The organism is Achromobacter spanius (assembly GCF_002966795.1).
GTDB lineage: Bacteria > Pseudomonadota > Gammaproteobacteria > Burkholderiales > Burkholderiaceae_B > Achromobacter > Achromobacter spanius_D.
In genome coordinates this window covers 2,345,788-2,371,115 of the sequence record NZ_CP023270.1, presented here as the reverse complement: position 1 = coordinate 2,371,115, position 25,328 = coordinate 2,345,788, and the positions used below count along the sequence as shown (strand labels likewise).

The window sequence follows — 25,328 nt, the reverse complement described above, 5'->3', positions numbered from 1 at the left end:
CGTGTGTTACGGTGGACCGGCATATCCACCGCAACCCAGGAGGCAAGATGAAGACGCAGATCAGTTATCGAAAGCTCGACGGCAGCGACGGCGTGGCGCTGGTGAATGGCGGGATATCCGACAGCCAGCAGGCGAAACAGGAACTGGCGAATTGGCTGGACTTGCCGGCAGCGGACGCGGCGGGCGGGAATCCGGAGGATGTCGACGGCCGGCTGCGGCGCGGCGGAATCGAGCCGGGATCGGTCGAATTCAATCACATCAGCGAGTAGCAGAAGAAAAACCCCGATTCGCATGAATCGGGGTTTTTGTTTGTGGGTGTCAGACACCCAATGTGCGCCGGACGCGAAGAAGATTGCGTGCTGCCGGCGCGGTATCATTCGGCATCTGCACGGGCGGCCCTGTCACCCCGAATTGTGCTTGCTTTAACGACGCCATTGAAGCCGGATTTAAAGCCGTCGGCCCGTCACACCGACGCGATGCCCCGAGCGCTGCGTAATCAAAACATCTGAAAAACATGAAACTCGCCACCTGGAACGTCAACTCCCTGAACGTGCGCCTGCAACAGGTCCTCGACTGGCTCGCCGCCAATCCCGTCGACGTGCTGTGCATCCAGGAGCTCAAGCTCACCGACGACAAGTTCCCCGAGGCGGCATTCAAGGAAGCCGGCTACCACGCCGTCTGGGCCGGCCAGAAGACCTACAACGGCGTCGCCATCATCTCGCGCGTGCCCGGCACGACGATGGTGCGCAACATCCCCGGCTATGAAGACCCGCAGCAGCGCGTCCTGGCCCTGACCTTCCCCAGCCCCGAAGGCGACGTGCGCGTCGTGTGCGCCTATTGCCCCAATGGCCAGTCGGTCGGGTCCGACAAGTACGCGTACAAGCTGGAATGGTTCGAGGCCATGCACAAATGGCTGGCCGACGAGATCAAGCAATACCCCCGTCTTGCGGTGCTGGGCGACTACAACGTCGCGCCCGCCGACGAAGACGTGCACAACCCCGAAAAGTGGGAAGGCCAGGTGCTGGTGTCCGAACCCGAACGCCAGGCGCTGCGCTCACTGATCGACCTGGGCCTGACCGACTCGTTCCGCCTGTTCGAGCAGCCGGAAAAGTCCTTCAGCTGGTGGGATTACCGCCAGTTCGCCTTCCGCCGCAACGCCGGCCTGCGCATCGACCACGTGCTGCTGTCCGCCCCCCTGGTCAAGCGCTGCACCGCCTGCGTCATCGACAAGGAACCCCGCCGCAACGAGCAACCCTCGGACCACGCGCCCGTCATTGCCACGCTTCAATTTGCTTGAACGGAATTCGCGCCGGGGTATGTTGCGCAGCCGGGCCCAATTCCTGTATATTTCTGGTCTTGCTTGATTTGGGGCGGTAGCTCAGCTGGGAGAGCGTCGCGTTCGCAATGCGAAGGTCGGGAGTTCGATCCTCCTCCGCTCCACCAAATTCCAGACGAAAAAGCCTTGGACACTTTTGTGTGCCAAGGCTTTTTTGTTTCTGCGGGCTGGATGACTGCGGGCAGGATGACTACGACCCGCCTGTCGAATGGCAATATTTGAACGGCAGGCGGGGCGGTGCTCAGCCGTTTCAGCGGCAAGGCTTTAACGTGTGCAGATCCAGCAGCGTGAACTTGCCGCCGTCCTGCCATCCCCCCGTGTCGATGTAATACACATTGCCGAGTTGCGCCGGCTTGCGCAGCGTCATGTGTCCGTGGACCACCGCACGGACGTTTCGGACAGGCTTGGCATATTGCATTCGATAGCGGTCGATGGACCACAGGCACGCGTCTTCATCCTCCGGGCTGAAGCCGGCGCCATGAATGGCTTGCCAATCGTCATAGGGAAAGTCGGCATGCACCAGACCGACGACACCGTCCGGCGTTTCCACCTCGATCGCCAACGGCAAGCCATTCAGGCGGGCAGCAATGCGCGCCTGGGTGCCGCGATCGCACGCATCCAGCCATTCGCCGCCATGGACGCGATGATCCACGTCGGGAATCGGATTGTTCATGGCACGCCGCCACGTCATGAGGTCGTGATTCCCACAGATCGCGTGAAACCAGGGGCGCTCTAGCCAGGCCAGAACCTCGGCGGACTCTGGCCCGCGATCGACAAGATCGCCGACGGAGAACAAGCGGTCATGCTCGGGGGAAAACCTGGCTGCGGCAAGTGCGGCTTCAAGCCGGCCGAAATGTCCATGAATGTCGCCGACGGCAAGATCGCGGCCTTTGGTATTCAAACCAAAGCGCGCTACACGCAGATTTCCGGACCTCTGGGCTGATTCCATGCAGTGTCCCCCGAATCATCCTTCCTACATTGAGGGCTGTCCGAAATTTGTAGGCAAATTTCGGACAATCTGCGAGTTTAAGCCGGGAGTTCCGCCTGGCTCCCCCTTCGCACCGTCTTCAGCACGCTATCGCCATGAGACACCGCCTTTTCTGTCGCTTCGTCTGATTTTTCAAGCCGTGGTGTAGCGCGCTTCTTAGACAGAGCACACAATCGAGGCATATTCAGCGGCAGCGCCGCGCGCCGCATCTCCAACCCGCGACCTCCGCGCGCCGGCGCTGAATCTCATCAATACTTGTATCCACCTTGGCATCCGCGACAGACCCACCCCGTTTCCGGACAGACAAACTTGTGACGGTGATATCAAATCAATAAAATGACATCAATTCACGCCGAGAGGTTCCACATCATGGCCTCGATCACCGTCCGCAATATTTCCGACGAAGTGCACCGCGCGCTGCGTGCGCGCGCGGCCAAGCATGGCCGAAGCACCGAAGCAGAAGTTCGCGCCATTCTCGAACAAGCAGCACGCCCCGAGGGCCGCCTCAAGATTGGCTCTCTATTAGCGTCCTTCGCCCACAAAGCCGGTCCCCTGACCGAAACAGAGGTTGAATCCATCAACGGGGTCCGCGACAAGCGACCTGCCAAACCGATGGATTTTGAATGATCGTTCTTGATACCAACGTCATTTCGGAAGCCTGGAAGCCACAACCCTCCGCGCAAGTGATGCAGTGGATAGATGCCCAGAACGCCGAGACACTTTTCATATCGGCCATCACCATCGCGGAACTGCGACTTGGGTTGGCGGTCATGCCGTCAAGCAAGCGACACGATCACTTTTGCCGACTCTTGGAAAAAGAATTGCTGCCGGCATTCTTCGGGCGCATCCTGCCGTTCGACCTGGAGGCTTCGGGCGCATATTCCCTTTTAATGGCAAAGGCGCGCAAAGCGGGTAAAGCCATCAGCGCAGCCGACGGCTACATCGCGGCAACGGCCGCAACGCGCGGCATGATTGTCGCCAGCCGCGATACGGCCCCCTTCAAGGCCGCTGACGTCGCTGTCATCAATCCTTGGAACGACGTTTAAGACTAAAGGAATTCGGATGCTGCATGGGCATCCGAACAAGGAGCGGTCTTAAACCGCCCCCCCGCCTCAAACCGTCTCCTTATCCAACCGCCGCACCGCCGCGCTCAGCGTCGAGAAATCAAACTCCTTGCGCCCGCGCATCACCAGCCGGATCAGCACCGTCGTCACCACCGGCACAAACGCCGCCAGCAGGAACGATTCCAGCAGGAACGTCGGTTTGTCCCCCGGCGCGGGGAAGAAGAACAGCCCGGCGATCAGCCCCGTGATGGTGGCCGTGGTCGCGGTGAAACCATCGTGCTTGCGGCTGAACAGCCCATAGAACACCGGGAAAGCGGCGGCCGAGCACAGCAGGTCGGCCAGCAGGAACAGGTACAGCACGCTGTAGCCTTGCGACGCCACGATCATGACGGGGATCGCCATCAGCAGCACCAGCCAGCGCGCCAGGCGCTTCATGGTGGCGCCGCCGGCGTTGGGCATCAGGCGGCGCAGGTCTACCGCGATGATGCTGGACACCGCGCTGATGGCGGTGTCGGCGGTGCTCATGACCAGGGACAGGCCCAGCGGAATCAGGGCGATGACGAACCACGCCGGGGCGTGCGGCATGATCACGCTGAACAGTGCGATCGAGCTGTCGCCCTCGGGCGCCAGACCGACGAAGGCCAGGCCGAACAGGCCCATCAGAAAGATGAACGGCGCCACCAGCACGCCGCCCAGCAGGAAGCCGTTGCGCATGGTGCGCGTGTCGCGCGCGGCGTAGATGCGTTGCCAGTTGCCCTGGTGGAAGATGCCGGTCAAGAGGATGGCGACAAAGAAGGTCAGCCCGGCCTTCACGCCAACCGGGTCGGTCAGATCCAGCAACTGCGGGGCCTTGGCCTGCAGCGCTTCGATGGTCGGCAACGCGCCGCCCGCCGCCTGCCAGCCGACGACGCACAGCACCACCAGAAGCGGCACGATGATCATCATCTGCACCTGATCGGTGAAGATGGACGAGCGCAGGCCGCCGTAGGTGGTGTAGAGCAAGGTCGTCCCCATCACGATGGCCGCGGTCGCCCACAGGGGCACGGGCGCCAGCATCGCGACCAGCTTGGCAATGGCCGTGACCTCCGCCGAAAGCGCGATGAACAGGTAGAACAGCATGATGAAAAGCGCCAGGCCATACATGGGCCGGCCGTAGCGCGCCATCAGGAATTCCGTCAGCGTGTGGCCGTGCGGAATCAGCTCGCGCATGCGCCGTCCCAGCGGGATCATCACCAGGCGCGGCGACATCGACCCCAGCGCGTAGCCGATCACGGCGGCCAGGCCGCCCCATGTGGCGGCCTGCGCCGGCGAAAAAAGAATCCATGCGCCCAGCGTGGACGCCATCAGCGTGAGGATCGTGCCAAAGGACCCCTGGCTGTTGCGCGCGACGATGTAGTCTTCGAGGGTGCTGCGCTTGCGCCGCGTATACAGCACGCTGGCCAGGGCGAAGCCGCCCGAGAACAGCAGCAGCCATATCAGGGCGGTGGTTTGGGTCAACATGAAGGTCGGTCCTCCCGCGGGCGGCCTGGGGCCGGACGCGTAACGCGGCGGCCCGCCAACAGGGAGGCCGCAAGATGAATGGAATCAGGGAGGGCGCGCGAGACTTGCGGAGTCCTTCCCTTCGCCGGCATTACCCGGATCAGGTTCAAAGGGTTACCGCGTTGACGCGGAATCTCAGCCCGTACAGGGCTCCCCCAGGAATTGCCGCAAGGTTAGGAGAGCGGCGCGGCGATGTCAACGCGCGTCGGAGGCAAGCGCCGCCCGCCCCCCGGTTTTGTGCTAAGTTCGCCCGCTTGCGGCACCCGAGAGCGTGCCAAACGCGGCAATTGATGACGCAATTGATGACGCAACTGAAGACGCAATCGAAGAGCTGATCGCCATGATGCACCTGAACCTGTTCATTTTCGGCTGCGGCCACCACCGCGCGGCGTGGCGCCATTCGGACTCGGCGGCCGAGCGGCTGGGCGACATCAGCTACTACGAAAGCCTGGCCCGCACGGCCGAGCGCGGCAAGCTGGACGCCATTTTCTTTGCCGACGGCCAGTCGATGGACAACATCGGCGACGGTCCGCGCTGGTACCTTGAACCCCTCACCACGATGGCGGCGATCGCCCGCGCCACCTCGCGCATCGGCCTGATCAGCACGGTGTCCAGCACGTTCTTCACGCCGTTTCATGCGGCCCGCATGGTGGCCTCGCTAGACCACATTTCGGCCGGCCGCATGGGCTGGAACGTGGTGACGTCGATGTTCGATGCCGAAGCGCGCAACCACGGCTACGAATCCATGCCCGGGCATGACTGGCGCTATGGGCGCGCCGAGGAATTCATCGACGTGGCGCTGCGGCTGTTCGACTCGTGGGAGGACGACGCGCTGGTCATCGACCGCAACGGTCACTTCGGCGTGCCGGACCGCCTGCACAAGATCGATCATCATGGCGAGCATTTCCTGGTGGACGGCCCGCTCACGGTGCCGCGTCCGCCGCAAGGGCATCCGGTGCTGTTCCAGGCGGGCGCCTCGGACCAGGGCCGCGATCTGGCGGCGCGCCGCGCGGAAGCTATCTACGCGGTGGCCTACGACCTGCCGGCCGCGCAGTCCTACTACCGCGACATCAAGCAGCGCGTGCGGGCGGCGGGCCGCGACGCTTTTGTGCCGATCATGCCGGGCCTCGTGACCTATGTCGGCTCGACCGAGGCCGAAGCCCGCGCCAAACAGCGCGAACTGGACGAGCTGCTGCCCGCGGACGCCTCGTTGCGCCAATTGGGCACGTTCGTCTTGCAGGATTGCTCGGGCTGGGAACTGGACGCGCCCGTGCCGCCTCTGCCCCCGCTGTCCGCGTTCACCGGCCCCAAGGGCCGATACGGGACCATCCTGCGCATCATCGAAACCGAACAGCCCACCGTGCGCCAGCTGCTTGGCAGGCTGGCCGCGGGCGGCGGACATTGCACGATGGTGGGCACGCCGGCGCAGATCGCGGACCGGATGGAACACTGGTTCAGGAACGAAGGCGCCGACGGCTTCAACCTGATGCCCCCGTCACTGCCGGGCGGCATCGACGACTTCGTGGAGCAGGTGGTGCCGGTACTGCAGCAGCGCGGGTTGTTCCGCAAGGATTACGAGCACGCCACGCTGCGCGGGCATCTGGGCCTGCAAAGACCGGGCCGATGACAGGGCTGACGCCGGACCGAAGGGTGCCGAGCGGATCAGCCCGTCTGGGTTAGCGGTTCGCGCTTGGTGTCGGGGATAGGTTGCCGGAGGGCCGGATGCGAACGGCCGTTGCGGCCGGCGCGCGGGTGGCGATCCAGTCGTAAAGGCGGACGCCAGGCTCGCGCATCAAGGCGGTGACGATGCCGGTGAGCACCAGCCCCACGACGATAAAGAGTAGCCAGGCCATCACGACGCACCGTTGCAGATTGCGGTAGCCAGGCCGCAGGTGCTTGATCGGCACTTCCGCGCACCAAACCCGATAAATTCGCGGGCTGCCGCGCACTGCCTGATCTTGTCGTCAATCATGATGTCGCACATACAAAAGCCGTCGCCGCGGTGATGCAGGACTGCCCCGCGGCGAATATTAAAAAATGTAATGTAGCGTAGATTATGTTCCGGCAAGCCCCACGAAACGGGGTGAAATCAAAATCATCGCGACTACCTGGCCGGCTCGTCACGCCGGCAGCAAGCCCCGGCGCCGGGCATTGTCGCGGCAGCTACAACGAAGGCAGCTACAAGTTGGGATATTTGCCCACGATCTCCAGCACGCCGTTGATCACGAACTGCACGCCCATGCAGACCAGCAGAAAGCCCATGACGCGCGAGATGGCCTCGACGCCGCTCTTGCCGATCACGGCGACGATGCGGCCCGCGAAATGCAGGCAGATCCAGAACAGCAGCCCCAGCAGCGAAAACACGATGACCGGGGCCACGGCCACCACCCAGCGCACATAGTCCGGCGCAATGGCCGTATCGACCGACGACGCGCCGCTGATGATCATCGCAATCGTGCCGGGCCCCGCCGTGCCCGGCAACGCCAGCGGCACGAAGGCGATATTGGGGCTTGGGCGCGCGAGCGCGTCGGCCGCGGCTTCGGCCTCCAGCGCGCGCGGCTGGTCCGACGGAAACAGCATGCTGAAACCGATGCTGACCACGATCAGTCCGCCCGCGATGCGCAACCCGGGAATGGAAATGCCGAAGGTGTGCATCAGCAGCGCGCCGGCGTAATACGTCACCAGCATGATGCCGACGACGTAGAACGCCGCCTGGGTCACCTGCTTCTGCCGTTCCTTGAACGGAATCTGCTGGCCGAGCGACAGCAGCAGCGTCATGGACGTCAGCGGATTGGCCAGCGGCAGCATCAGCGCCAGCCCCAGGCTGACGAGCTTGCCCAGTTGAATCAGTTCATCGATCATGACCGCTCGCTAAAGTATGCGCGCCGTCTACTCTACCTCACGCGGCCCGGCGGATCCGTCAGCGGGCCACGGGCGGACAGCCCGATCCGGCACGCGGCCTACGGTGAACGCCCTGCGGCCAACGCTTTCAGCATCGATTTGGCTAATCATCAGCATCCATTAAACTGATGCAATTCCCGCAGCGGCCTGTGCTGCCTAGCATACAAGCGCCCGCTGCCCGCGGCTTTGCCGCGGCGCATTGCCATTGCCACCCGGAGTTTCCTCTTGACCGACCTCTATCAATTCAGCCGCGGCACCGCCCCGCTGCTGATCTCCATTCCCCACCTCGGCAGCCAGATCCCCGACGCGCAGCGTCCGCACATGACGGACATTGCCCTGCAATCCGGCGACACCGACTGGCATCTGGACACCCTGTATCAGTTCGCCCAGGCGCTGGGCGCGTCCGTGCTGGGCGCGCGCTATTCGCGTTACGTTGTCGACCTGAACCGCCCGCCCAACGACGAAAGCCTGTATCCCGGGCAGACCAAGACCGGCCTGTGTCCCACCCAGGCGTTTCGCGGCGATGCGCTGTACCAGAACGACGCCGTGCTGACCGACGCGGAACGTGCGCAGCGCCTGGACGCGTACTGGAAGCCGTATCACACCAAGCTGCGCGAGGAAATCGACCGCATCAAGGCCGAGCACGGCACGGTGCTGCTGTGGGAAGCGCACTCGATCGCCAGCGTCCTGCCGCGCCTCTTCGAGGGCAAGCTTCCCGACCTGAACATCGGCACGTCCGACGGCGCCTCCTGCGCGCCCGACATCCTGGCGGCCGTGCATGAGCAGTTGAACGGCTGCAAGGATTACACCTGGGCCGTCAATGGCCGCTTCAAGGGCGGCTACATCACGCGTCACTACGGGTCGCCGGCCGACAACGTCCACGCCATCCAGCTCGAAATGTGCCAGTCCACCTACATGGACGAAACGCACCCGTACGGTTATCGCCCCGACCTGGCCGACAAGGTCATTCCAGTCGTCGAAGGCATGGTGTCCGCCGCGCTGCGCCAGACCACCGCGCGCCAGCGCTAAGCCCTGTTGAACCGCCGCCGGACGCCCACGCCATGAACCGCTTTTCGTTCAGCAGCACGGAAAATTATCCGGAATGGAGCCTGCTGTTGACGTGGGTAGCGGTGGTGGAAGCGGCCTCGGTCTCGGGTGCGGCGCGGCTGCTGGGGTTTTCGCAGGCGGCGGTGTCGCAGCGGATCAAGCAGCTTGAAGCCGCCATGTCGACCGAACTGCTGGACCGCAGCACCCGCCCCGCCCGGCCCACGCCGGCGGGCGAGCTGCTGTTTGAACACGCGGCGCGGCTGCTGGCGCAGGCCGGCGACATGACCGAAAGCGTGCGCAACCTTAGCCGGGCCAAGCGCAACATCGTGCGCTTCGGCTGCGTGGACTCGTTTGCCGGCACGCTGGGGCCGACCCTGATCCACGGCCTGTCCGGCGCGTCGCGCCAGATCCGGCTGTGGTCGGGCATCACGCCCGTGCTGGACAAACAGCTTGAAGACCGGCAGCTTGACCTCGTCGTCACCACCAGCGCGTCGGCGGGCAAGCCGACCATCCGCAAATACAGCCTGTTCAGCGAGCCCTACGTGCTGATCGTGCCGCGCTCGATGAGCATGGACCGGATCGACACCTTGAAGGAACTGGGCCAGCGCGCCCAGTTCATCCGCTACAGCGCACGCTCGTTCATCGGCGCCGAGATCGACCGGCTGGTCGAGTCGCACGGCGTGATGATCGAGCGCACTTACGAATTCGACAATACCGATCCGCTGCTCAGCCTGGTCACGGCCGGGCTGGGCTTTGGCATCAGCACGCCGCTGTGCATCTGGCAGTCGCGCCATTTCCTGGACCAGTTGCGCGTGCTGCCGCTGGCGCCCTTTCTGGGCGCGGCGCGGGCGGACGATCCCGCCCTGTCGCGCACGCTGTATCTGGCCGCGCGCCAGCAGGAGGTGGGCAAGCTGCCCTTTGAAGCACGCGACGTGATCCTGATGGCCATGGAGCGCTTGATCCAGAAGGAACTGGCCCCGGCGCTGGGGCTGCCGCCGGCCACGCTGTGGCGCAGCCTGCGGCGTTGAGGTGAAGCCTGTGGCGCTAACGCCCCGCCCTCAAGACAGCGACGACGTCAGCGCCGGCACGGCCTCGAACAGGTCGCCGACCAGACCGTAGTCCGCCACGCCAAAGATCGGCGCATCGCCGTCCTTGTTGATGGCGACGATGACCTTGGAATCCTTCATGCCGGCCAGATGCTGGATGGCGCCCGAGATCCCGACGGCCACGTACAGTTCCGGCGCAACGATCTTGCCGGTCTGGCCGACCTGCCAGTCGTTCGGTGCATAGCCCGCGTCGACGGCCGCGCGCGAGGCGCCCAGCGCCGCGCCCAGCTTTTCGGCCAAGGGATCCAGCAGCTTGAAGTTCTCCGCGCTGCCCAGGCCGCGTCCGCCCGACACCACGGCGCGTGCGCCGCCCAGGTCGGGGCGTTCGGACACCGCGATCTCGCGGCTGACGAAACGCGACAAGCCCGCCCCCGTCACGGCCTCGACCACTTCCAGCGTGGCGCTGCCGCCTTCGGCTGACACCGCGTCAAAGGCCGTGGGGCGGATTGTGGCCACGACCACCGAATAGCCGCTCTTGACCGTCGCAATCGCGTTGCCGGCATAGATCGGACGCTTGAACGTATCGGGCGCGAGCACTTCAATGACGTCCGAGACCTGCGCCACGTCGAGCAAGGCGGCAATGCGCGGCGCCACGCCCTTGCCCTGCGCCGTCGCGGCCAGGAACACGTGCGAGTAGCCGGCGGCAACCGCCACGGCCTGCGCAGCCAGGGCTTCCGGCAGACCGTCGGCAAACTGCGGCGCCTGCGCCAGCAGCACCTTTTCCACCCCGGCGACTCGTGCAGCCGCTTCGGCCACCGGCTGCGCGTCTCCACCCGCGACCAGCACATGGATCGGCATGGCCAGCCGGGCGGCAGCGGCGATGGCGTTGAGCGTGGCGCCGTTCAGCGCACGATTATCGTGTTCGGCAATAACGAGGACAGTCATCAGATCACCTTGGCTTCGTTCTTCAGTTTGTCGACCAGCGCGGCCACGTCGGCGACCTTGATGCCGGGCGCGCGCGCCGACGGCTCTTCCACGCGCAGCGTTTGCAGGCGGGACACGGGGTCCACGCCCAGCGCGTCCGGCGTTTCCACATCCAGCGGCTTTTTCTTGGCCTTCATGATGTTGGGCAACGTGACGTAGCGCGGCTCGTTCAGGCGCAGGTCCGCCGTGACGATGGCGGGCAGCGTCAGTTCCACCACTTCCAGGCCGCCGTCCACCTCGCGCGTCACGCGCGCCGTGCCCTCGCCGATGGCGATGGCGCTGGCGTTGGTGGCCTGCGGCCAGCCCAGCAGCGCCGCCAGCATCTGGCCGGTCTGGCAGGCGTCGTCGTCGATCGCCTGCTTGCCCAGGATCACCAGCGCGGGCGCTTCCTTGTCCACGACGGCGCGCAGCAGCTTGGCGACTTCCAGCGGCTGCAACGCGGCATCCGTCTGCACCAGCACGCCACGGTCGGCGCCGATGGCCAGCGCGGTGCGCAACGTCTCCTGCGACTGCGCCGTGCCGCAAGACACGGCCACCACCTCGGCAGCCGCGCCCTGCTCTTTCAGGCGCACGGCCGCCTCGACGGCGATTTCATCGAACGGGTTCATCGACATCTTGACGTTGCCGATGTCCACGCCGCTCTGGTCGGCCTTGACGCGCACGTTGACGTTGTAGTCAACCACGCGCTTGACCGCGGCAAGTACCTTCATGGAAACACTCCTGAGTGAAAGGAATCAATGGCCGTGCCCGCGTCGTGGCGGAGACGGCTGCAGGTGGGTCAGTTCGGGACGCTTTCCTGGACGGTGATGTCCAGGATCACGGCGAAGTCGTTCTGCGTGGCCGCGGTGCAGGCGTTGGCGACGCGCGAGATCTGGTAGTCCTGTGCCGTCACCACGAGCCGGGTGACCGCGCGCTCATCCACGCCCGCCAGCAGCGAGCCCACCTCGGCGCGCTGGGCCGCCGCGCCCGAACACGTCACCGACGCCGTCGCAGCACCACGCAAGACAAAAAGATTCAGCACCCGCACCGGTCCGCCGACCAAGGTCGATTGCAGCAACGCGTCGCCCCCGAACACCGCCGGTTCACGCGGCCGCAACGCCACGGAGACGCCCTCGCCTTGCAGCATCACCCCATCCCCCGCCAGCACGACCGACACGCGGTCATACCCGGAAAAGCGCGAATACGGCCCGTCGCGGTCGATATCGGCGATGCTGACTCGCCAGCGTCCGGCGGGGTCAACGGCCAGCGTGCGCGTGACGCCGCCGCCGTTCTTCCACGGCTCGGGCGGCAGCGCCAGCCAACTGGCGCGCACCGGACCACGCGGATCAGGAGACTGCGCCAAGGCCGTACTTCCCGGTCAACAGCGCGCCGCGCTGAAAGCGCCCCAGTTCATAAGGCGTAAGCGACACGTCCGTCGCCAGGCCCAGGGCCTCTTGCGCCAGCACGCGGCCGACGGTGGGCGACAACTTGAAGCCGTGACCCGAAAACCCAAAGCCCACGATCAGCCCTTCGACGCCCGGCACGCGGCCCAGCACGGGGTTCCAGTCGGGCGTCACGTCGTAGACACCGGTCCAGGAAGACGCCAGCCCGGCGGTCTCGTACGCGGGGAAGCGGTCCGCCACCTGCGCGCCCACTTCGGCCACGTAGTCCAGCGGAATGTCGCCCTGCTCGGCGTCGCTCTTTTGCAGCGCCTCGCCGACAATGCCTTCGCTCACCAGCATCTGGTTGCCGCCGTAGCTGCGGCAATACAGCATGCCGGGCGAGGCCAGGTCCTTGAAGACCGGCATCGAATACGTGTAAGGCGCCGCGTCGCATTCCAGCGCCAGCACGGCATGGCGCTCCGGCACGACGGGCATGGCCACGCCGGTCCAGCCGGCAAGCTCCGGCGTCCAGATGTTCTGCGTGCTGATGACGAGCGGCGCGTTGTAGTCGCCTTCGGATGTCACCACGCCCGTCACGCGGCCGTTGTCGATGATCAGGCGCTGAACGTTGACGTTTTCGCGGATGGTGACGCCGCGGCGGCGGGCGCCGCGCGCAAAGCTGGTGGCCACCAGATACGCGTCGGCAAAGCCCGCTTCGGGCTCATAGCCGATCAGCGCGGCGTTATCGAAGGACGCGATGGGTAGCAACTCGCGCGCCTGCGCGGCATTCAGCAATTCCAGTGCGATGCCCTGCGCCTGCTGCTGCGCCAGCGCACCGCGCAGCGGTTCCAGCTTGTCGTCATCGGCAGCGGTGATGAGGTAGCCGCATTTGACCAGGCCACACGAGGCCTCTTCGTCGCCCAGGTAGCTGGCGAAATTGTTGAACACGCTCCACGAACGCTGGGCCAGCTCCACGTTCTCGCGCACCGAATAGTGCGTGCGCAGGATGCCGGACGACTGCGACGTGGTGCCCGCGCCGATGGTCTCGCGATCCAGCACCAGCACGTTCTTCGCACCGAATTCGGCCAGGTGAAACGCCACCGAACTGCCGATCACGCCGGCACCAATCACGATCACGTCAAAACTTTTCACGACAAGGCTCCAAGGACAAGTGCGGCGAGTGTGGACCCGCCTTTTCGGAGCCGCAGAAAATTAAGCGCCGCTGATGTTGACCATCGCCGTTCCTTATATTCATGCCGCCGCCGGGCGCTCGGGCGAAAGTCTTGCCTGCCGCACCCCAGAGTGCTGGCGACATGGAATCTATCGGTCAATCTACATTCAAGTAGGGGAAAAATATGAACATGAATCGCCGCGCCATGCTGGTGCGCACCGCTGCACTTGCGGGCGCAAGCGCCCTGGGCTTTCCAATGATCGGCCGCGCCGCGGGCGCGTCCTATACCTATGGCGGCTCGGCCTGGCTGGGCCATTATTCCGCCTACATCGCGTTGAAGACGGGCCTCTTTGCCAAGCAGGGTCTGGACATCAAGTGGCAGAGCTTTGCCACGTCGTCGGACCGCATGAGCGCGGTGATGGCGGGCAATGTGGATCTGGCGGGCACCGGCGTGGTGTCGTCGCTGGCGCTGATGGCTGCGGGCGCGCGCCAGTTCCAGGTCATCGCCACGCCCAACAACTTCGGCCGTGCCGAAGGCGTGCTGGTGCGCGACAACGTCAAGTCCGTGGCCGACCTGAAGGGCAAGAAGATCGGCGTCACGTACGCCTCCAGCGCCCACGTGCTGCTGCTGGACGTGCTGCGCCAGGCGGGACTGAACCCCGACCGCGACGTCTCCATCATCAACCTGCCCGCGACCAACCTGCTGTCAGCCTATCAGGGCAGCCAGATCGACGCGGCCGTGGCCTGGACGCCTGCCTTTGACCGCATCAAGGCCGTGCCGGGAACGCATGTGCTGCTGGACGACACCGCGTTCTCGCTCTATAAGCAGTACGCCATCACCCCCGGACCCGACGTGCTGCTGACGCATGCCAAGCTGGGCAAGGAAAACCCGGACGCCGTGCGCAAGTTCCTGCAGGCGGTGTTCCAGGCCAACGCCATGCTGACGAACCAGCCCGAGGAAGCGGCCGGCGTGCTGCTGGAGCTGACCGGGCTGTCCAAGGACGAGCAGCTTGCCGTCATCAAGCAGACGCAGTGGTATTCGGCCGAAGACCAGAAGGCGCTGATGATCGAGCCCGGCAACTTCGTGAACGGCATGCAGAAGCTGGCCGAGATGCTGGTATCGCTCAAGCAGATCGACCGCGCGCCCACCGTCAAGGACTGGGTCCAGTCCTCGTATCTCTGAGCCCGGGACAATCTGCCTATGTCCACACGTTCGTCATCCCGCGAAACACGCCTGCTCTGGATCAGCGTGTTCTCGCTGCTGGGTTTTCTGCTGATGTGGGAAGGCCTGTGCCGTGCCGGCGCGGTCGACCCCATCTTCCTGCCCGCGCCGTCCCAGGTCCTGGCGCGCGCGCTGTCCATGTCCGACCAGGGCACGCTGTTCTACAACGTGCTTGCGTCCACGCGCCGCGTCATGGTGGGCTTTCTGGCCGCCGTGATCGTCGCGATTCCGCTGGGCATCCTGCTGGGCACCTCGAAGGTGGCGCGCGCCGTCTTCGACCCCATCATCTCGTTTCTGCGGCCGCTGCCGTCCATGAGCTGGATTCCGCTGTCGCTGCTGTGGTTCGGCATCACCGAAACGCAGAAGTACAGCATCGTGTTCATGGGGTCGTTCGTGCCCGCGTTGCTGTACGTGATGGAGGCCTCGCGCAGCATCGACCCGGTGCTGGTGCGCGCCGCGCGCAACCTGGGCGCCAACCGCTGGCAGGTCATGCGCGAGGTGCTGTTTCCGGGCTGTCTGCCGCAGATCCTGTCGGGCATGAAGATCATCCTGGGCCTGTCCTGGACCTGCGTGATCTCGGCTGAGCTGGTGGCGTCCAAGGAAGGCCTGGGCTTCATGATCATGAACGGCAAGGAATTCTTCCAGACCGACACCGTGGTGCTGGGCATGGTGCTGATCAGTTTCACCGTGCTGGTGACCGATCTGTGTTTGCGGCTTCTTGAACGATGGGTGCTGGCATGGCAGCGATGAACGATACGATGATCCGGCTGACGGACGTCTCCAAGGCCTATGGCGAAGTGCCTGTGCTGGACAAGGTCAACCTGGAGGTCAAGCGCGGTGAGTTTCTGGTGCTGCTGGGCGCCTCGGGCTGCGGCAAGTCGACGCTGCTGAACCTGATGGCGGGGTTCATCACGCCCAACACGGGATCGGTGGAGATCAACGGCAAAAAGGTCACCGACGTGACCGCCGCCTGCGGCATGGTGTTCCAGCAGTACGCGCTGTTTCCGTGGCGCACGGTACAGGAGAACGTCGAATTCGGCCTGAAGATGCGCGGCATGTCGCGCCAGGAACGCGCCCCGATCGCCCGAAAATTCATCGAGATGGTCGGCCTGAAGCACGCGGCGGACAAGTTTCCGCACGCGCTGTCGGGCGGGATGAAGCAGCGCGTGTCGATTGCGCGCGTGCTGGCCAACGACCCGGACGTGATGCTGTTCGACGAGCCGTTCGCGGCGCTGGACGCAATGACCCGGCAGGTGCTGCAGGACCAGCTGCTGTCGATCTACGAGCAAAGCGGCAAGACCATCGTCTTCATCACGCACTCCATCGACGAGGCCCTGACCCTGTCGACGCGCATGGCCGTCATGGGGTCCAAGCCCGGACGCATCGTGCAGGACATCCAGAACGACCTGCCGCATCCGCGCAGCGCCGACGTGCAGCTGTCGCCGCGTTTTGTGGAACTGAAGCGGGCGATCTGGGAGCGCGTGCAGGAGGAAGTGACGCGCAGCATGGAGCTGACGGCGGATTAGCGTCAACGCGCCCGCGCGGCCGGCCGGGGCGGGCATTTACCCGGGAATCCGGCGGTGCGCCTGCCTCGCCTACGCGCGGCGCCCTTCCTCGGATAGAAACTCCACCAGCGCGGGCAACGACGGGTCCATCGGCCGGTTGGCGTGGATGCGCATGACATAGCCCCACGAGCCCGGCATGCGCAGATGCGGGGTCAGCGGCACCAGCCGGCCGCTGGCCAGGTCTTCGTCGATGAGCGGCGCGCGGCCCAGCGCAATGCCCACGCCCGCCGCTGCGGCGGCCACCACCGTGCTCAGGCCGCTCAGCACCATCGGATCCTGCCAGTCATCCGCCCCCAGGCCCAGCCGCGGCCGCCACGTGCGCCAGTCGGTCTCGGGGCTGTCGATGTGCTTTTCCTCCAGCCAGCGGTGACGCAGGAACACGCGCGGGTCGTTGCGGTCGGCTTCGGCCACCAGCGCCGGACTGCATACCGGCACCACGGTTTCAGACATGAGCGGAATGTCGCCCGGCGCGGCAATGTGCGGCCCCATCGCCCGCACGTGCAGGAAGGCCAAGTCGATGTCCTGGGTCTTCCAGGCCGGATCCTGGCTGGCGTGCAGATACACCTGGATGTCGATGTCCGGATGCAGTTCGATGAAGCGGCCGATGCGCGGCGCCAGCCATAGGGCGGCCAGCGACGGGTTGGCGGACACATTCAGCGTGTAGCGCCGCTTGCCGCGGGCAGTGGCCCGGACATTACGGCAGGCGGTCTCCAATAGGGTCAAGGCCTGTTGTACGGAAGCGAGCAGCGCGGCGCCCGCTTCGGTGGTCTCGGCGCGCCGCACGGTGCCGCCGCGACGCAGCAGCGGCGCGCCCAGGTCGGCCTCCAGCGCCCGCAACTGATGGCTGACGGCGCTTTTCGTGACGTTCAGCTCGGCGGCCGCGCGGCTCAGGCTGCCCAGGCGGGCCACGGCTTCAAAGGCGCGCAACGCGGCCAGCGGCGGCGTGCGGGTAGAGGAATCGGACATCGGTTGAGTTTATCTCAACCCTTGATTGAAAATTCATCGCTTTCGCGCGCGCGCCGGATCGGGGACGATGCAGGCTCTGGATGGAGTAATGCTATGTATTTCGATTCGAGGCTGTGGCGCCTGACCGAGGGTCTGCGCGCCGGCATGGCGGGCGGCATCTTCCTGGGCCTGTTGGCGCTGGCGGCCGGGATTGCGCGGTATGTGTTTCTGGGGCAGTTGCTCGCGCGCGTGTTCGACGGGGCGCCGTGGCAGGAGTGGGCGACGCCGGCGCTGTGCGTGGCGGCCATGGTGCTGCTGCGGGCGTTGCTGGACGACTGGCGCACGGTGCAGGCCAACCGCACGTCCGCCGCCATCCAGCACACGCTGCGCGCGCGGCTGTACGACCGCATCGTCGCGCTGGGGCCGGCCTGGTTCGCCAGCCAGCGCACGGGCGGCGTCATGCTGACCGTGGTGGACGGCGTCGAGCAGTTGCAGACCTTCTTCGGACAGTACCTGCCGCAGGTCGCCATCGCGGCGGCCGCGCCATTTGCGATCTTCGCCGTCATCGCGTTCTGGGACGTGCCGACCGCCCTGGTCTTTCTGGCCGCCGCGCTCTTCGCGCTGTTCGGGCCGATGGCCGTGCATATGCTGGACCGCCGCGCCAGCCTGGCGCGCAGCCGGTCGCTCAATGAATTCGGCGAAGAGTTCCTGGACGCGGTCCAGGGCCTGCCCACGCTCAAGTCGTATGGCCAGGGCAAGGCCTGGGGCGAACGGCTGGCCGCCCGCGCGCGCGCCCTGTCGGACAACACGTTCTGGGTGCTGTCGGTCAGCCTGCTGACGCGCGGCATCAGCGACCTGGGTGTGGCGCTGGGCGCCGCGCTGGCGCTGACGCTGGGCGCCTTGCGCGTGACCGCGGGCGACATGAGCGTCGAGGCACTCTTGATCGTGCTGATGGCGGGCACCGAGATCTTCCGCCCGCTGCGCGACCTGCGCGCGGTGCTGCACCGGGGCATGCTGGGCCAGTCGGCCGCCGCCAGCATCCACGCGCTGATGGACGCGCAGCCGCTGACGCCCGCCCCCGACACCCGCGCCGCGCAAGCGGGCCCTGCACGCCTGGCGCCGACCATCGAGTTCGACGACGTTGCGTTCGCGTACACGCCCGAACGCGCCGCCCACCGGGGCCTGGCGTTCCGCATTGCGGCGGGCGAACGGGTCGGCGTCGTCGGTCCCAGCGGCGCCGGCAAATCCACCATCGTGCGGCTGCTGCTGCGCGAATGCGTGCCGCAATCGGGCGCGATCCGCGTGGGCGGGCACGACGTCAATGCGCTGGACACGCAGTTCCTCTTGTCGCACATCGCGCTGGTCAGCCAGGACATCACGCTGTTTCACGGCACCATCGACGACAACCTGCGCCTGGGCCGTCCCGATGCGACACCGGACGAGGTGCGCGCCGCTGCCCGCGCCGCGAACATCGACGACTTCATCATGGCGCTGCCCGACGGCTACGCCACGCGCATTGGCGAACGCGGCCTGCAGTTGTCGGGCGGCCAGCGCCAGCGCGTGGCGATCGCCCGCGCCCTGCTGCGCGACGCGCCCATCCTGATCCTGGACGAGGCGCTGTCGTCGGTCGACACCGAAAACGAAGCGCTGATCCAGCAGGCGCTGGACCGCCTCATGGCCGGCCGCACGACGCTGATCCTGGCGCACCGGCTGGCCAGCGTGATTGGCGCCGACCGCATCCTGGTGCTGGACCAGGGCCGCGTGGCCGAAGCCGGACCGCATGCCGACCTGATGCGCGAGCAAGGGCTGTACTACCGCCTGATGCATGAACAGGCGGCCGCGCACCGCAACCCGGCCGCCGGCTCGCCGCCCGCGGCACAGCAAGCCGCCGGCAATACGGCCGCGGAGCCCGACGACGGCAACGCGCCCGGCCCGGCCCTGCGGTCGCTGGACGCCGATGCGGATCACGTCGGCTGGCGCGCCACGCTGGGCACGCTGCTGTCGGTGGTGCGTCCGTGGCGCGGCACGCTCATCGCGACCATTCTGCTGGGCGTGGCGCGCGTTGCCGCCTTCATCGGCGTGGGCGTGTTCAGCGCCCTGATCGTGGCCGCCATTCGCGATGGCGGCGATACCACCGCGCTAATAGTCGGCCTGCTGATCGCCGCGCCGCTGGCCGCCCTGTTCCATTGGCTGGAATCGTGGCTGGCGCATGCGATGGCCTATCAGCTCCTGGCCGACATGCGCGTCAAGCTCTACGACAAGCTCGAAAGGCTGGCGCCGGCCTACCTGCTGCAACGCCGCTCGGGCGATCTGGTCGCGCTGGCCACGCAGGATGTCGAGATGGTCGAGTATTTCTACGCGCACACCATCGCGCCGGCCATCGTGTCCGTGCTGGTGCCGCTGTCCGTGCTGGGTTTCCTGGGGTTCTACAGCTGGCCGGTGGCGCTGGCGCTGCTGCCGTTCCTGGCCTATGCGCTGGTGTCACCGGTGCGCGGCCGGCGCCGGGTCGACGCCCTGGGCGACAAGGCGCGCGAGGCGCTGGGTGAAATGAGCGCCCACACCACCGACACGATCCAAGGCCTGGCCGACCTGACCGCCTTCCAGGCGACGGGCCGGCGCCGCGACCAGTTTTTGAAGGTGGCCGACCACTATCGGGCGCGGCGCCTGGCGATCTTGCGCGATTTGTCTCGTCAGACCGCCTGGTTTGAAATCGCGATGGGTCTGGGCGGACTTGCCGTGGCCGTCGTGGGCGCGCTGCAGGTGCAGGCGGGAACGCTGCCGGCCGGCATGCTGCCCTTGCTGGTGCTGATCGCGCTGGCGACGTTCCTGCCGGTATCCGAGATCTCGCAGGTCAGCCGGCAACTGGCCGACACCATTGCCGCCACGCGCCGTCTGCACGTGGTGGCCAACGAACCCGAACCGGTCGTGGACGGTCCCCTGCCCGCGCCGGTCGCAGCCCACGGTCTGTCGCTGGCCTTCGAGCGCGTCAGCTTCGCCTACCCCGGCAAGCGCCAGGACACGCTGCGCCAGCTTAGCTTCACGGCGCCCGCCGGCGCGACGGTGGCCATCGTCGGCGCCTCGGGCGCGGGCAAGAGTACGGTGGCCAGCCTGTTGCTGCGCTTCTGGGATCCGCGCGAGGGCGCGGTCAAGCTGGACGGCGTGGACGTGCGTCAACTCCAGCTCGACGGCCTGCGCGAGCGCGTCGCGCTGGTCACGCAGGACACCTATCTGTTCAACGACACGCTTGAAGGCAACATCCGGCTAGCGCGTCCCGAGGCCAGCCGAGAAGACCTGATGCGGGCGCTGGAGCAGGCCGCGCTGGCCGACTTTGTTCAGCGTCTGCCCGAGGGGCTGGCGACGCGCGTGGGCGAACGTGGCATGCAGTTGTCGGGCGGCCAGCGCCAGCGCATCTCGATTGCGCGCGCCTTTTTGAAGAACGCGCCGGTGCTGATTCTGGATGAAGCCACTTCGCATCTGGACACGCTGTCGGAAATGCAGGTGCGCGGGGCGCTGGACGTGCTGATGCGCCACCGCACGACGCTGGTGATTGCGCACCGGCTGTCCACGATTCGCGATGCCGACCTGATCCTGGTGCTCGACCGCGGCACGCTGGCCGAATCCGGCACGCACGACCAGTTGCTGCGCAAGCAAGGGGTGTATGCGCGGCTGGCCAGCCATCAGGGCGGATATGCGGCGGCTGGCGCGGCGTCGCTGCCCGGTTAGCGCCGCGGTTGCCCGTTGAAAAAAACCGACACCGCATTCCGTCCCCACGCTCGGCCCGTTGATTCGCCTACATCACTTGGATAGAATCGGCAATTCGGGCCTGTGCCCATTTCCTTTTTTCCCCTCACTCACCGACAGGGAGGCCGCATGATGTACCCCATGCCGAACGCCGTCCCGCGCGTGTCCCCGCGACGCCATTAAGTCGTCGCCCGCGCGGCACCATCGCCAGTTCCTTACCTGGCGACCGGTCCGCCGTGCCCATCTGAACCCCTGACGCAGTTGCCCGCGCCCTTTACGGCGCGCGGCGTGTTTTTCCTCTTTCCTTACAAGGAACCTGGCGAGCCCTATCCCGCCAGGCCATGGCAATGGCTAGAAAAAAAATCGATCTTCGAGGACAGGCCTTCAAGGATGTCCTGGGCTTTACCTTCCGCTATTGGGGCCGCCAACCGGTGCGCATCGTGGTCATCATGGCGCTGGCGCTGCTGTCCGCCGTGGCCGACGTGCTGACCCCGATGTACGCCGGCCGTCTGGTCGACGCGGTGGCGTCGGGCGCGGCCGGCGACCAGCTTGCCTGGAACGCCGCCATCACGGCCTTCTGGCTGCTGGTGGCGCTGGGCGTGGGCGGGACGCTGCTGCGCCAAGCCGTCTTCCAGAACATCATCACCTTCACGCTGAAGATGATGAACGGCATCGCCTCCAATGCCTTCTACCGCGTGCAGCGCTTTTCGACCGACTGGCACGCCAACAGCTTCGCAGGCTCGACGGTGCGCAAGATCACGCGCGGCATGTGGGCGGTGGACCTATTGAACGACACGCTGGTGGTGGCGCTGCTGCCGTCGGTGGTCATGCTGGTGGGCGCGACCGCGCTGCTGGGCGCGCATTGGCCGCTGATGGGGCTGGTCGTGGGCCTGGGTTCGGTGCTCTACATCGCCGTCACCGCGACGCTGTCGCTGGCGTACGTGGCGCCCGCCGCGCGCCTGGGCAATGCCTGGGACACGCGCATGGGCGGCGCGCTGGCCGATGCCGTCAGCTGCAACGCGGTGGTCAAGGCCTTTGGCGCGGAAACGCGTGAAGAAGCGCGGCTGGACCGCGTCATCGACAAGTGGCGCCGCCGCACGCGCCGCACCTGGATCCGCGCCACCTTCAACGGCGGCATCCAGGGCGCGATGCTGGTCGCCATGCAGGCCTCGATCCTGGGCGCGTCGCTGCTGCTGTGGTCGCGCAACCAGGCCAGCGTGGGCGACATCACGTTCACGCTGACCATGTTCTTTGTCCTGCAAGGCTATCTGCGCGACGTGGGCATGCACATCCGCAACCTGCAGCGCTCGGTCAACGACATGGAAGAACTGGTGTCGCTGGAAAAGCAGCCGTTGGGCGTGGAAGACCGGCCGGGCGCGGGCGACATCGCGGTGACTGCGGGCGAGATCCGCTTCGAGGACGTGACGTTTCGCTACGGTGCGCACAACGTCGCGCTGTACGACCGGTTCTCGGTGCGCATCGCGCCGGGCGAACGGGTGGGCCTCGTCGGCCATTCGGGTTCGGGCAAGACGACGTTCATCAAGCTGATCCAGCGCCTGTATGACGTGAACGGCGGCCGCATCACCATCGACGGGCAGGACATCGCCCAGGTGAAGCAGGCGTCGCTGCGCGGCCAGATCGCGATCGTGCAGCAGGAGCCCGTGCTGTTTCACCGCACGCTGGCGGAAAACATCGCCTATGCCCGCCCGGGCGCATCGCAGGCCGACATCGAGCAGGCGGCCCGGCTGGCCAGCGCGCATGACTTCATCATGGCGCTGCCCAAGGGCTACGAGACGCTGGTCGGTGAACGCGGCGTGAAGCTGTCGGGCGGCGAACGCCAACGCGTGGCGATTGCACGGGCGTTCCTGGCCGACGCGCCGATCCTGATCCTGGACGAAGCCACGTCCAGCCTGGACAGCGAAAGCGAAGTCCTGATCCAGCGCGCAATGGACCGCCTGATGGAAGGCCGCACGACGCTGGTCGTGGCGCACCGCCTGTCGACGGTCCGGGCCCTGGACCGCCTGCTGGTGATGGACCATGGCCGCGTCATCGAGGAAGGCAGCCACGACGCGCTGATCCGCTTGAAGGGCGGCCTGTACCGGCGCCTGTTCGAGCGCCAGGCGTTGGAACTGACCAAGGGCCTGGACCCCGCGGAACTGCTGGAAGACGGCGCCGTCCCGCCGCCCGCCAAGACTGACGACGTCGAGACAGCGTCGTTCGCCTTCGGCAAGTAACGCGGGCGCGGTGCCAAACAGCAAGGGCCGGTGTCAGACACCTCATTTGGTCCTACAAAACCATGGGTGTCAGACACCTCATTTAGTCCTACAAAACCACGGGTGTCTGACACCTCATTTAGTCCTACAAATCCGTGGGTGTCTGACACCCAGCAAGTTGCCGTGCACGTCAGGCCGGGCGGTTGGCGAAGGTCAGGCGCAGACCGAAGCCGATCAGGGCGGTGCCGAAGACGAGGGCCTGGATCTTTTGTGCGCGCGGGCTGGCGGACATCCAGCGGCCTACCGCGCCGCCGGCCAGCGCGCACAGCACGTCGAACGTCAGGCCCAACCCGACGAGGATGACGCCCAGCACGGCGAACTGCTGGCCGATCGGGCCACGCTCGGGCGACACGAACTGCGGCAGGAGCACCGAGCAGAACAGCAAGGCCTTGGGATTGAGCACATTGGTAAGCACCCCGCTCATCAGCGCGGGCCCCCAGCCCGCATGCCGCGGCGCGGCCTCGCCGTCCAACGGCGGAATCGCCAGCGGCGCGCGCAGCAGACGGATCCCCAGCCACACCAGGTAGCAGCCGCCCACCGTGCGCGCCGCGTCGAACGCCCACGGGTGCGTCTTGAACAAGGCCGCCAGCCCCAGCGCAGCCAGCGTCACATGCGCCGCGCGTGCGATCGCCAAGCCCGCCGCCACCGCCAGCGCCTGCCCGCGGCCGCGCAGCAGGCCGGTTTCGAGCAGCAGGATCATGTCCGGCCCGGGCACCACGTACACAATCAGCAAGGCTCCCAGAAACAACGCCATATCGGCCATGACCGCGCTCCACCACAAGATTTCAATGGCGAAATTCTAGAAAAAAGGGGCTGGCATGTGCTTGCCATTCTTGCCAACTTGGATACCATTCCTGGCACAACACACTAATCACAACCAAAATTCCCCACATTCATGCCAAAACGCCAACTTGACGCCTATGACCGCCGCATTCTGGAGGCATTGCAGAAGAACGGCCGGCTCACCAACGTGGAGCTGGCGGACCAGATCGGTCTGTCTCCGTCGCCCTGCCTGCGCCGCGTGCGGATGATGGAGGAAGCCGGCGTCATCCAGGGCTACGAAGCGCGCCTGGATCCGCATGAGGTCGGGCTGGGATTGACGGTATTTGTGGGGGTGAAGGTCGAGCGCCACCACGAGCGGGACGCCGAGATGTTCCGCAACGAAGTCAGCGCGCTGCCGGAGGTGATCGCCGCGCATCTGGTGTCGGGCGAGTCCGACTTCCTGTTGCAGGTCGTGGTGCCCGATCTGCGCGGGTACGAGCAATTCCTGCTGCATACCCTTCTGAAACTGCCGGGCGTCAAAGACATCCGTAGCAACTTCGCGATCCAGACGGTCAAGCCGCAAAGCCCGCTGCCGCTGGATCATCTGGGCCGGTAAGGCTCATCACCTCACGGCATGGCAGCCGCCGCCCGGTCCACCGCCGCGCTGCGCCGCTCGAAACGCGCCTGCGACATTGCCAGATAGCGCTCCACGATGGCCGGCTCGGATGTCTTGGGCGTGCCGCCCGGAAACGGCGGCTTCGGATCGTATTCGATTTGCAACTGGATCAGCTTGGCGACGTCCTCGCCGCACAGCGACGCCACGACCTTCAACCCCATATCGATCCCCGACGTCACGCCGCCCGCCGTGAACACGTTGCCGTCCACGCAAAGACGCTCGTCGCTCGGCGTGGCCCCAAAGCGCGCCAGCAGCTCACGCGCCCGCCAGTGGCTGGACGCCCGCTTGCCTCGCAGCAGCCCGGCTGCGCCCAGCAGCAGCGAGCCAGTGCAGATGCCAAACAGGTACTTGGCGCCCTGCCCCTGCCTGCGCGTGAAATCCACCCACGCCGGATCGACGATGGCGTCGTCCGTGCCCGGTCCGCCCGGCACGACCAGCAGGTCGCAAGGCGGCGCCGAGTCGATCGTCTGCGTGGGCACGAAACGCAATCCCCGGTCGCACCGCACCGGTTCCATCGTTTTTGCGACAAAATCCACGGTGAAGTCCGGCGCGTTCGCCAGCACCTCGTACGGCCCGGTCATATCAAGCTGGGTCAGCCCTTCGAACAAGACGATATTTACTTGCATGACGATGCTCCCATGAAAACGCCAGAGCCCAGCATAGGCGAACCCGCGCCGCGCGGTGCGCCAGAACGCGCGCCAATCGCG

The 25,328-nt window shown here is 66.1% G+C and carries 24 protein-coding genes, 1 tRNA gene and 1 riboswitch; of the genes, 14 read left to right on the top strand and 11 right to left on the bottom strand.

Features of this window, described 5'->3' with window-relative positions; translation table 11 throughout:
- The first annotated feature begins 47 nt into the window (after positions 1-47).
- The 3 genes from CLM73_RS10590 (at position 48) to CLM73_RS10580 (ending at position 1,443) form a co-directional block, all read left to right on the top strand.
- Entirely contained in the window at positions 48-269 is a 222-nt protein-coding gene (locus tag CLM73_RS10590) for a hypothetical protein (RefSeq protein ID WP_105238393.1), read from the top strand.
- Positions 270-514: 245 nt separating this feature from the next.
- Complete coding sequence (gene xth / locus CLM73_RS10585; RefSeq protein ID WP_105238392.1) at positions 515-1,297, top strand: exodeoxyribonuclease III; 783 nt, start codon at positions 515-517, stop codon at positions 1,295-1,297.
- A 70-nt stretch (positions 1,298-1,367) separates the two neighbouring features.
- Positions 1,368-1,443 (top strand) — tRNA-Ala (locus CLM73_RS10580).
- A 143-nt stretch (positions 1,444-1,586) separates the two neighbouring features.
- Here the strand turns inward: CLM73_RS10580 and CLM73_RS10575 are convergent.
- A complete protein-coding gene (locus CLM73_RS10575) occupies positions 1,587-2,285 on the bottom strand; it encodes a metallophosphoesterase (RefSeq protein WP_105238391.1) in 699 nt (232 codons plus the stop codon).
- 408 nt (positions 2,286-2,693) lie between these two features.
- On the opposite strand from CLM73_RS10575, the gene CLM73_RS10570 reads away from it, so the two are divergent.
- Together CLM73_RS10570 and CLM73_RS10565 are read left to right on the top strand one after the other, a co-directional pair.
- Complete coding sequence (locus CLM73_RS10570; RefSeq protein ID WP_105238390.1) at positions 2,694-2,951, top strand: FitA-like ribbon-helix-helix domain-containing protein; 258 nt, start codon at positions 2,694-2,696, stop codon at positions 2,949-2,951.
- The gene (locus CLM73_RS10565; RefSeq protein ID WP_105238389.1) at positions 2,948-3,370 is read left to right on the top strand and encodes a type II toxin-antitoxin system VapC family toxin; all 423 of its coding nucleotides are present in this window, start codon (positions 2,948-2,950) and stop codon (positions 3,368-3,370) included. Before CLM73_RS10570 ends, CLM73_RS10565 begins: the two co-directional genes overlap by 4 nt.
- Positions 3,371-3,436: 66 nt before the next feature.
- Here CLM73_RS10565 and CLM73_RS10560 read toward each other — a convergent pair whose 3' ends face one another.
- Positions 3,437-4,888, bottom strand: coding sequence for a sodium:solute symporter family protein (locus tag CLM73_RS10560; RefSeq protein WP_105238388.1), 1,452 nt, complete (start codon positions 4,886-4,888; stop codon positions 3,437-3,439).
- 99 nt (positions 4,889-4,987) lie between these two features.
- Positions 4,988-5,094: riboswitch (TPP riboswitch) on the bottom strand.
- Positions 5,095-5,267: 173 nt separating this feature from the next.
- Between CLM73_RS10560 and CLM73_RS10555 the strand changes: the two genes are divergently transcribed.
- A complete protein-coding gene (locus tag CLM73_RS10555) occupies positions 5,268-6,554 on the top strand; it encodes an LLM class flavin-dependent oxidoreductase (RefSeq protein ID WP_199778279.1) in 1,287 nt (428 codons plus the stop codon).
- Positions 6,555-6,603: 49 nt separating this feature from the next.
- Here the strand turns inward: CLM73_RS10555 and CLM73_RS28890 are convergent, their stop codons facing one another.
- The gene (locus CLM73_RS28890) at positions 6,604-6,834 is read right to left on the bottom strand and encodes a hypothetical protein (protein WP_156395263.1); all 231 of its coding nucleotides are present in this window, start codon (positions 6,832-6,834) and stop codon (positions 6,604-6,606) included.
- A gap of 271 nt (positions 6,835-7,105) precedes the next feature.
- Positions 7,106-7,789, bottom strand: coding sequence for a MarC family NAAT transporter (locus tag CLM73_RS10550; RefSeq protein WP_105238387.1), 684 nt, complete (start codon positions 7,787-7,789; stop codon positions 7,106-7,108).
- Between the two features lie 264 nt (positions 7,790-8,053).
- Here CLM73_RS10550 and hutG point away from each other — a divergent pair, with 264 nt between their 5' ends.
- Together hutG and CLM73_RS10540 are read left to right on the top strand one after the other, a co-directional pair.
- Positions 8,054-8,857: an N-formylglutamate deformylase gene (hutG, locus tag CLM73_RS10545; RefSeq protein WP_105238386.1), complete on the top strand. Its 804-nt coding sequence runs from the start codon at positions 8,054-8,056 to the stop codon at positions 8,855-8,857.
- 32 nt (positions 8,858-8,889) lie between these two features.
- On the top strand, positions 8,890-9,903 hold the full coding sequence (locus tag CLM73_RS10540; RefSeq protein WP_105238385.1) for a LysR family transcriptional regulator: 1,014 nt from the start codon (positions 8,890-8,892) through the stop codon (positions 9,901-9,903).
- 30 nt (positions 9,904-9,933) lie between these two features.
- Here CLM73_RS10540 and CLM73_RS10535 read toward each other — a convergent pair whose 3' ends face one another.
- The 4 genes from CLM73_RS10535 to CLM73_RS10520 all read right to left on the bottom strand — a co-directional run bounded on the left by CLM73_RS10535 (position 9,934) and on the right by CLM73_RS10520 (position 13,418).
- Entirely contained in the window at positions 9,934-10,866 is a 933-nt protein-coding gene (locus tag CLM73_RS10535; protein WP_105238384.1) for an electron transfer flavoprotein subunit alpha/FixB family protein, read from the bottom strand.
- Positions 10,866-11,615: an electron transfer flavoprotein subunit beta/FixA family protein gene (locus tag CLM73_RS10530; RefSeq protein ID WP_105238383.1), complete on the bottom strand. Its 750-nt coding sequence runs from the start codon at positions 11,613-11,615 to the stop codon at positions 10,866-10,868. The genes CLM73_RS10535 and CLM73_RS10530 overlap by 1 nt, the downstream gene beginning before the upstream one ends.
- 68 nt (positions 11,616-11,683) lie before the next feature.
- Entirely contained in the window at positions 11,684-12,247 is a 564-nt protein-coding gene (locus CLM73_RS10525; protein WP_105238382.1) for a HutD family protein, read from the bottom strand.
- Positions 12,231-13,418: an NAD(P)/FAD-dependent oxidoreductase gene (locus CLM73_RS10520; protein ID WP_105238381.1), complete on the bottom strand. Its 1,188-nt coding sequence runs from the start codon at positions 13,416-13,418 to the stop codon at positions 12,231-12,233. The genes CLM73_RS10525 and CLM73_RS10520 overlap by 17 nt, the downstream gene beginning before the upstream one ends.
- A gap of 203 nt (positions 13,419-13,621) precedes the next feature.
- On the opposite strand from CLM73_RS10520, the gene CLM73_RS10515 reads away from it, so the two are divergent.
- The 3 genes from CLM73_RS10515 to CLM73_RS10505 are packed head-to-tail and all read left to right on the top strand — an operon-like array spanning position 13,622 to position 16,185.
- Positions 13,622-14,620 carry an ABC transporter substrate-binding protein gene (locus CLM73_RS10515; RefSeq protein WP_199778278.1) on the top strand — a complete coding sequence of 333 codons (999 nt, stop codon included), beginning with the start codon at positions 13,622-13,624 and terminating at the stop codon, positions 14,618-14,620.
- Between the two features lie 18 nt (positions 14,621-14,638).
- The gene (locus CLM73_RS10510) at positions 14,639-15,409 is read left to right on the top strand and encodes an ABC transporter permease (protein WP_105238380.1); all 771 of its coding nucleotides are present in this window, start codon (positions 14,639-14,641) and stop codon (positions 15,407-15,409) included.
- Complete coding sequence (locus CLM73_RS10505) at positions 15,397-16,185, top strand: ABC transporter ATP-binding protein (protein WP_199778277.1); 789 nt, start codon at positions 15,397-15,399, stop codon at positions 16,183-16,185. Before CLM73_RS10510 ends, CLM73_RS10505 begins: the two co-directional genes overlap by 13 nt.
- Positions 16,186-16,254: 69 nt before the next feature.
- On the opposite strand, the gene CLM73_RS10500 is transcribed toward CLM73_RS10505, so the two are convergent.
- Entirely contained in the window at positions 16,255-17,190 is a 936-nt protein-coding gene (locus CLM73_RS10500) for a LysR substrate-binding domain-containing protein (RefSeq protein WP_105238378.1), read from the bottom strand.
- A 93-nt stretch (positions 17,191-17,283) separates the two neighbouring features.
- On the opposite strand from CLM73_RS10500, the gene cydC reads away from it, so the two are divergent.
- Positions 17,284-20,892 (top strand): thiol reductant ABC exporter subunit CydC, encoded by a 3,609-nt coding sequence (gene cydC, locus CLM73_RS10495; protein WP_105238377.1) that lies wholly within the window; start codon positions 17,284-17,286, stop codon positions 20,890-20,892.
- Between the two features lie 365 nt (positions 20,893-21,257).
- Entirely contained in the window at positions 21,258-23,144 is a 1,887-nt protein-coding gene (locus tag CLM73_RS10490) for an ABC transporter ATP-binding protein (protein ID WP_105238376.1), read from the top strand.
- A gap of 169 nt (positions 23,145-23,313) precedes the next feature.
- On the opposite strand, the gene CLM73_RS10485 is transcribed toward CLM73_RS10490, so the two are convergent.
- Positions 23,314-23,946, bottom strand: a complete 633-nt coding sequence (locus tag CLM73_RS10485) for a LysE family translocator (RefSeq protein ID WP_105238375.1) — start codon at positions 23,944-23,946, stop codon at positions 23,314-23,316.
- 132 nt (positions 23,947-24,078) lie between these two features.
- On the opposite strand from CLM73_RS10485, the gene CLM73_RS10480 reads away from it, so the two are divergent.
- Complete coding sequence (locus tag CLM73_RS10480; protein ID WP_105238374.1) at positions 24,079-24,561, top strand: Lrp/AsnC family transcriptional regulator; 483 nt, start codon at positions 24,079-24,081, stop codon at positions 24,559-24,561.
- Between the two features lie 11 nt (positions 24,562-24,572).
- Here CLM73_RS10480 and CLM73_RS10475 read toward each other — a convergent pair whose 3' ends face one another.
- Positions 24,573-25,247, bottom strand: coding sequence for a DJ-1/PfpI family protein (locus CLM73_RS10475; RefSeq protein WP_105238373.1), 675 nt, complete (start codon positions 25,245-25,247; stop codon positions 24,573-24,575).
- Positions 25,248-25,328: the final 81 nt, after the last annotated feature.

Excerpts from the sequence above, each read along its gene's own strand:
- CLM73_RS10500 (WP_105238378.1), bottom strand. The coding sequence starts at position 17,190 with ATGTCCGATTCCTCTACCCGCACGCCGCCGCTGGCCGCGTTGCGCGCC.
- xth (WP_105238392.1), top strand. The coding sequence starts at position 515 with ATGAAACTCGCCACCTGGAACGTCAACTCCCTGAACGTGCGCCTGCAA.
- CLM73_RS10530 (WP_105238383.1), bottom strand. The coding sequence starts at position 11,615 with ATGAAGGTACTTGCCGCGGTCAAGCGCGTGGTTGACTACAACGTCAAC.
- CLM73_RS10570 (WP_105238390.1), top strand. The coding sequence starts at position 2,694 with ATGGCCTCGATCACCGTCCGCAATATTTCCGACGAAGTGCACCGCGCG.
- CLM73_RS10475 (WP_105238373.1), bottom strand. The coding sequence starts at position 25,247 with ATGCAAGTAAATATCGTCTTGTTCGAAGGGCTGACCCAGCTTGATATG.
- CLM73_RS10510 (WP_105238380.1), top strand. The coding sequence starts at position 14,639 with ATGTCCACACGTTCGTCATCCCGCGAAACACGCCTGCTCTGGATCAGC.
- CLM73_RS10560 (WP_105238388.1), bottom strand. The coding sequence starts at position 4,888 with ATGTTGACCCAAACCACCGCCCTGATATGGCTGCTGCTGTTCTCGGGC.
- CLM73_RS10485 (WP_105238375.1), bottom strand. The coding sequence starts at position 23,946 with ATGGCCGATATGGCGTTGTTTCTGGGAGCCTTGCTGATTGTGTACGTG.
- CLM73_RS10535 (WP_105238384.1), bottom strand. The coding sequence starts at position 10,866 with ATGACTGTCCTCGTTATTGCCGAACACGATAATCGTGCGCTGAACGGC.
- CLM73_RS10590 (WP_105238393.1), top strand. The coding sequence starts at position 48 with ATGAAGACGCAGATCAGTTATCGAAAGCTCGACGGCAGCGACGGCGTG.
- CLM73_RS10505 (WP_199778277.1), top strand. The coding sequence starts at position 15,397 with ATGGCAGCGATGAACGATACGATGATCCGGCTGACGGACGTCTCCAAG.
- CLM73_RS10550 (WP_105238387.1), bottom strand. The coding sequence starts at position 7,789 with ATGATCGATGAACTGATTCAACTGGGCAAGCTCGTCAGCCTGGGGCTG.
- CLM73_RS10575 (WP_105238391.1), bottom strand. The coding sequence starts at position 2,285 with ATGGAATCAGCCCAGAGGTCCGGAAATCTGCGTGTAGCGCGCTTTGGT.
- cydC (WP_105238377.1), top strand. The coding sequence starts at position 17,284 with ATGTATTTCGATTCGAGGCTGTGGCGCCTGACCGAGGGTCTGCGCGCC.
- CLM73_RS10515 (WP_199778278.1), top strand. The coding sequence starts at position 13,622 with ATGAACATGAATCGCCGCGCCATGCTGGTGCGCACCGCTGCACTTGCG.
- CLM73_RS10480 (WP_105238374.1), top strand. The coding sequence starts at position 24,079 with ATGCCAAAACGCCAACTTGACGCCTATGACCGCCGCATTCTGGAGGCA.
- CLM73_RS10555 (WP_199778279.1), top strand. The coding sequence starts at position 5,268 with ATGATGCACCTGAACCTGTTCATTTTCGGCTGCGGCCACCACCGCGCG.
- CLM73_RS10565 (WP_105238389.1), top strand. The coding sequence starts at position 2,948 with ATGATCGTTCTTGATACCAACGTCATTTCGGAAGCCTGGAAGCCACAA.
- CLM73_RS10490 (WP_105238376.1), top strand. The coding sequence starts at position 21,258 with ATGGCTAGAAAAAAAATCGATCTTCGAGGACAGGCCTTCAAGGATGTC.
- CLM73_RS10540 (WP_105238385.1), top strand. The coding sequence starts at position 8,890 with ATGAACCGCTTTTCGTTCAGCAGCACGGAAAATTATCCGGAATGGAGC.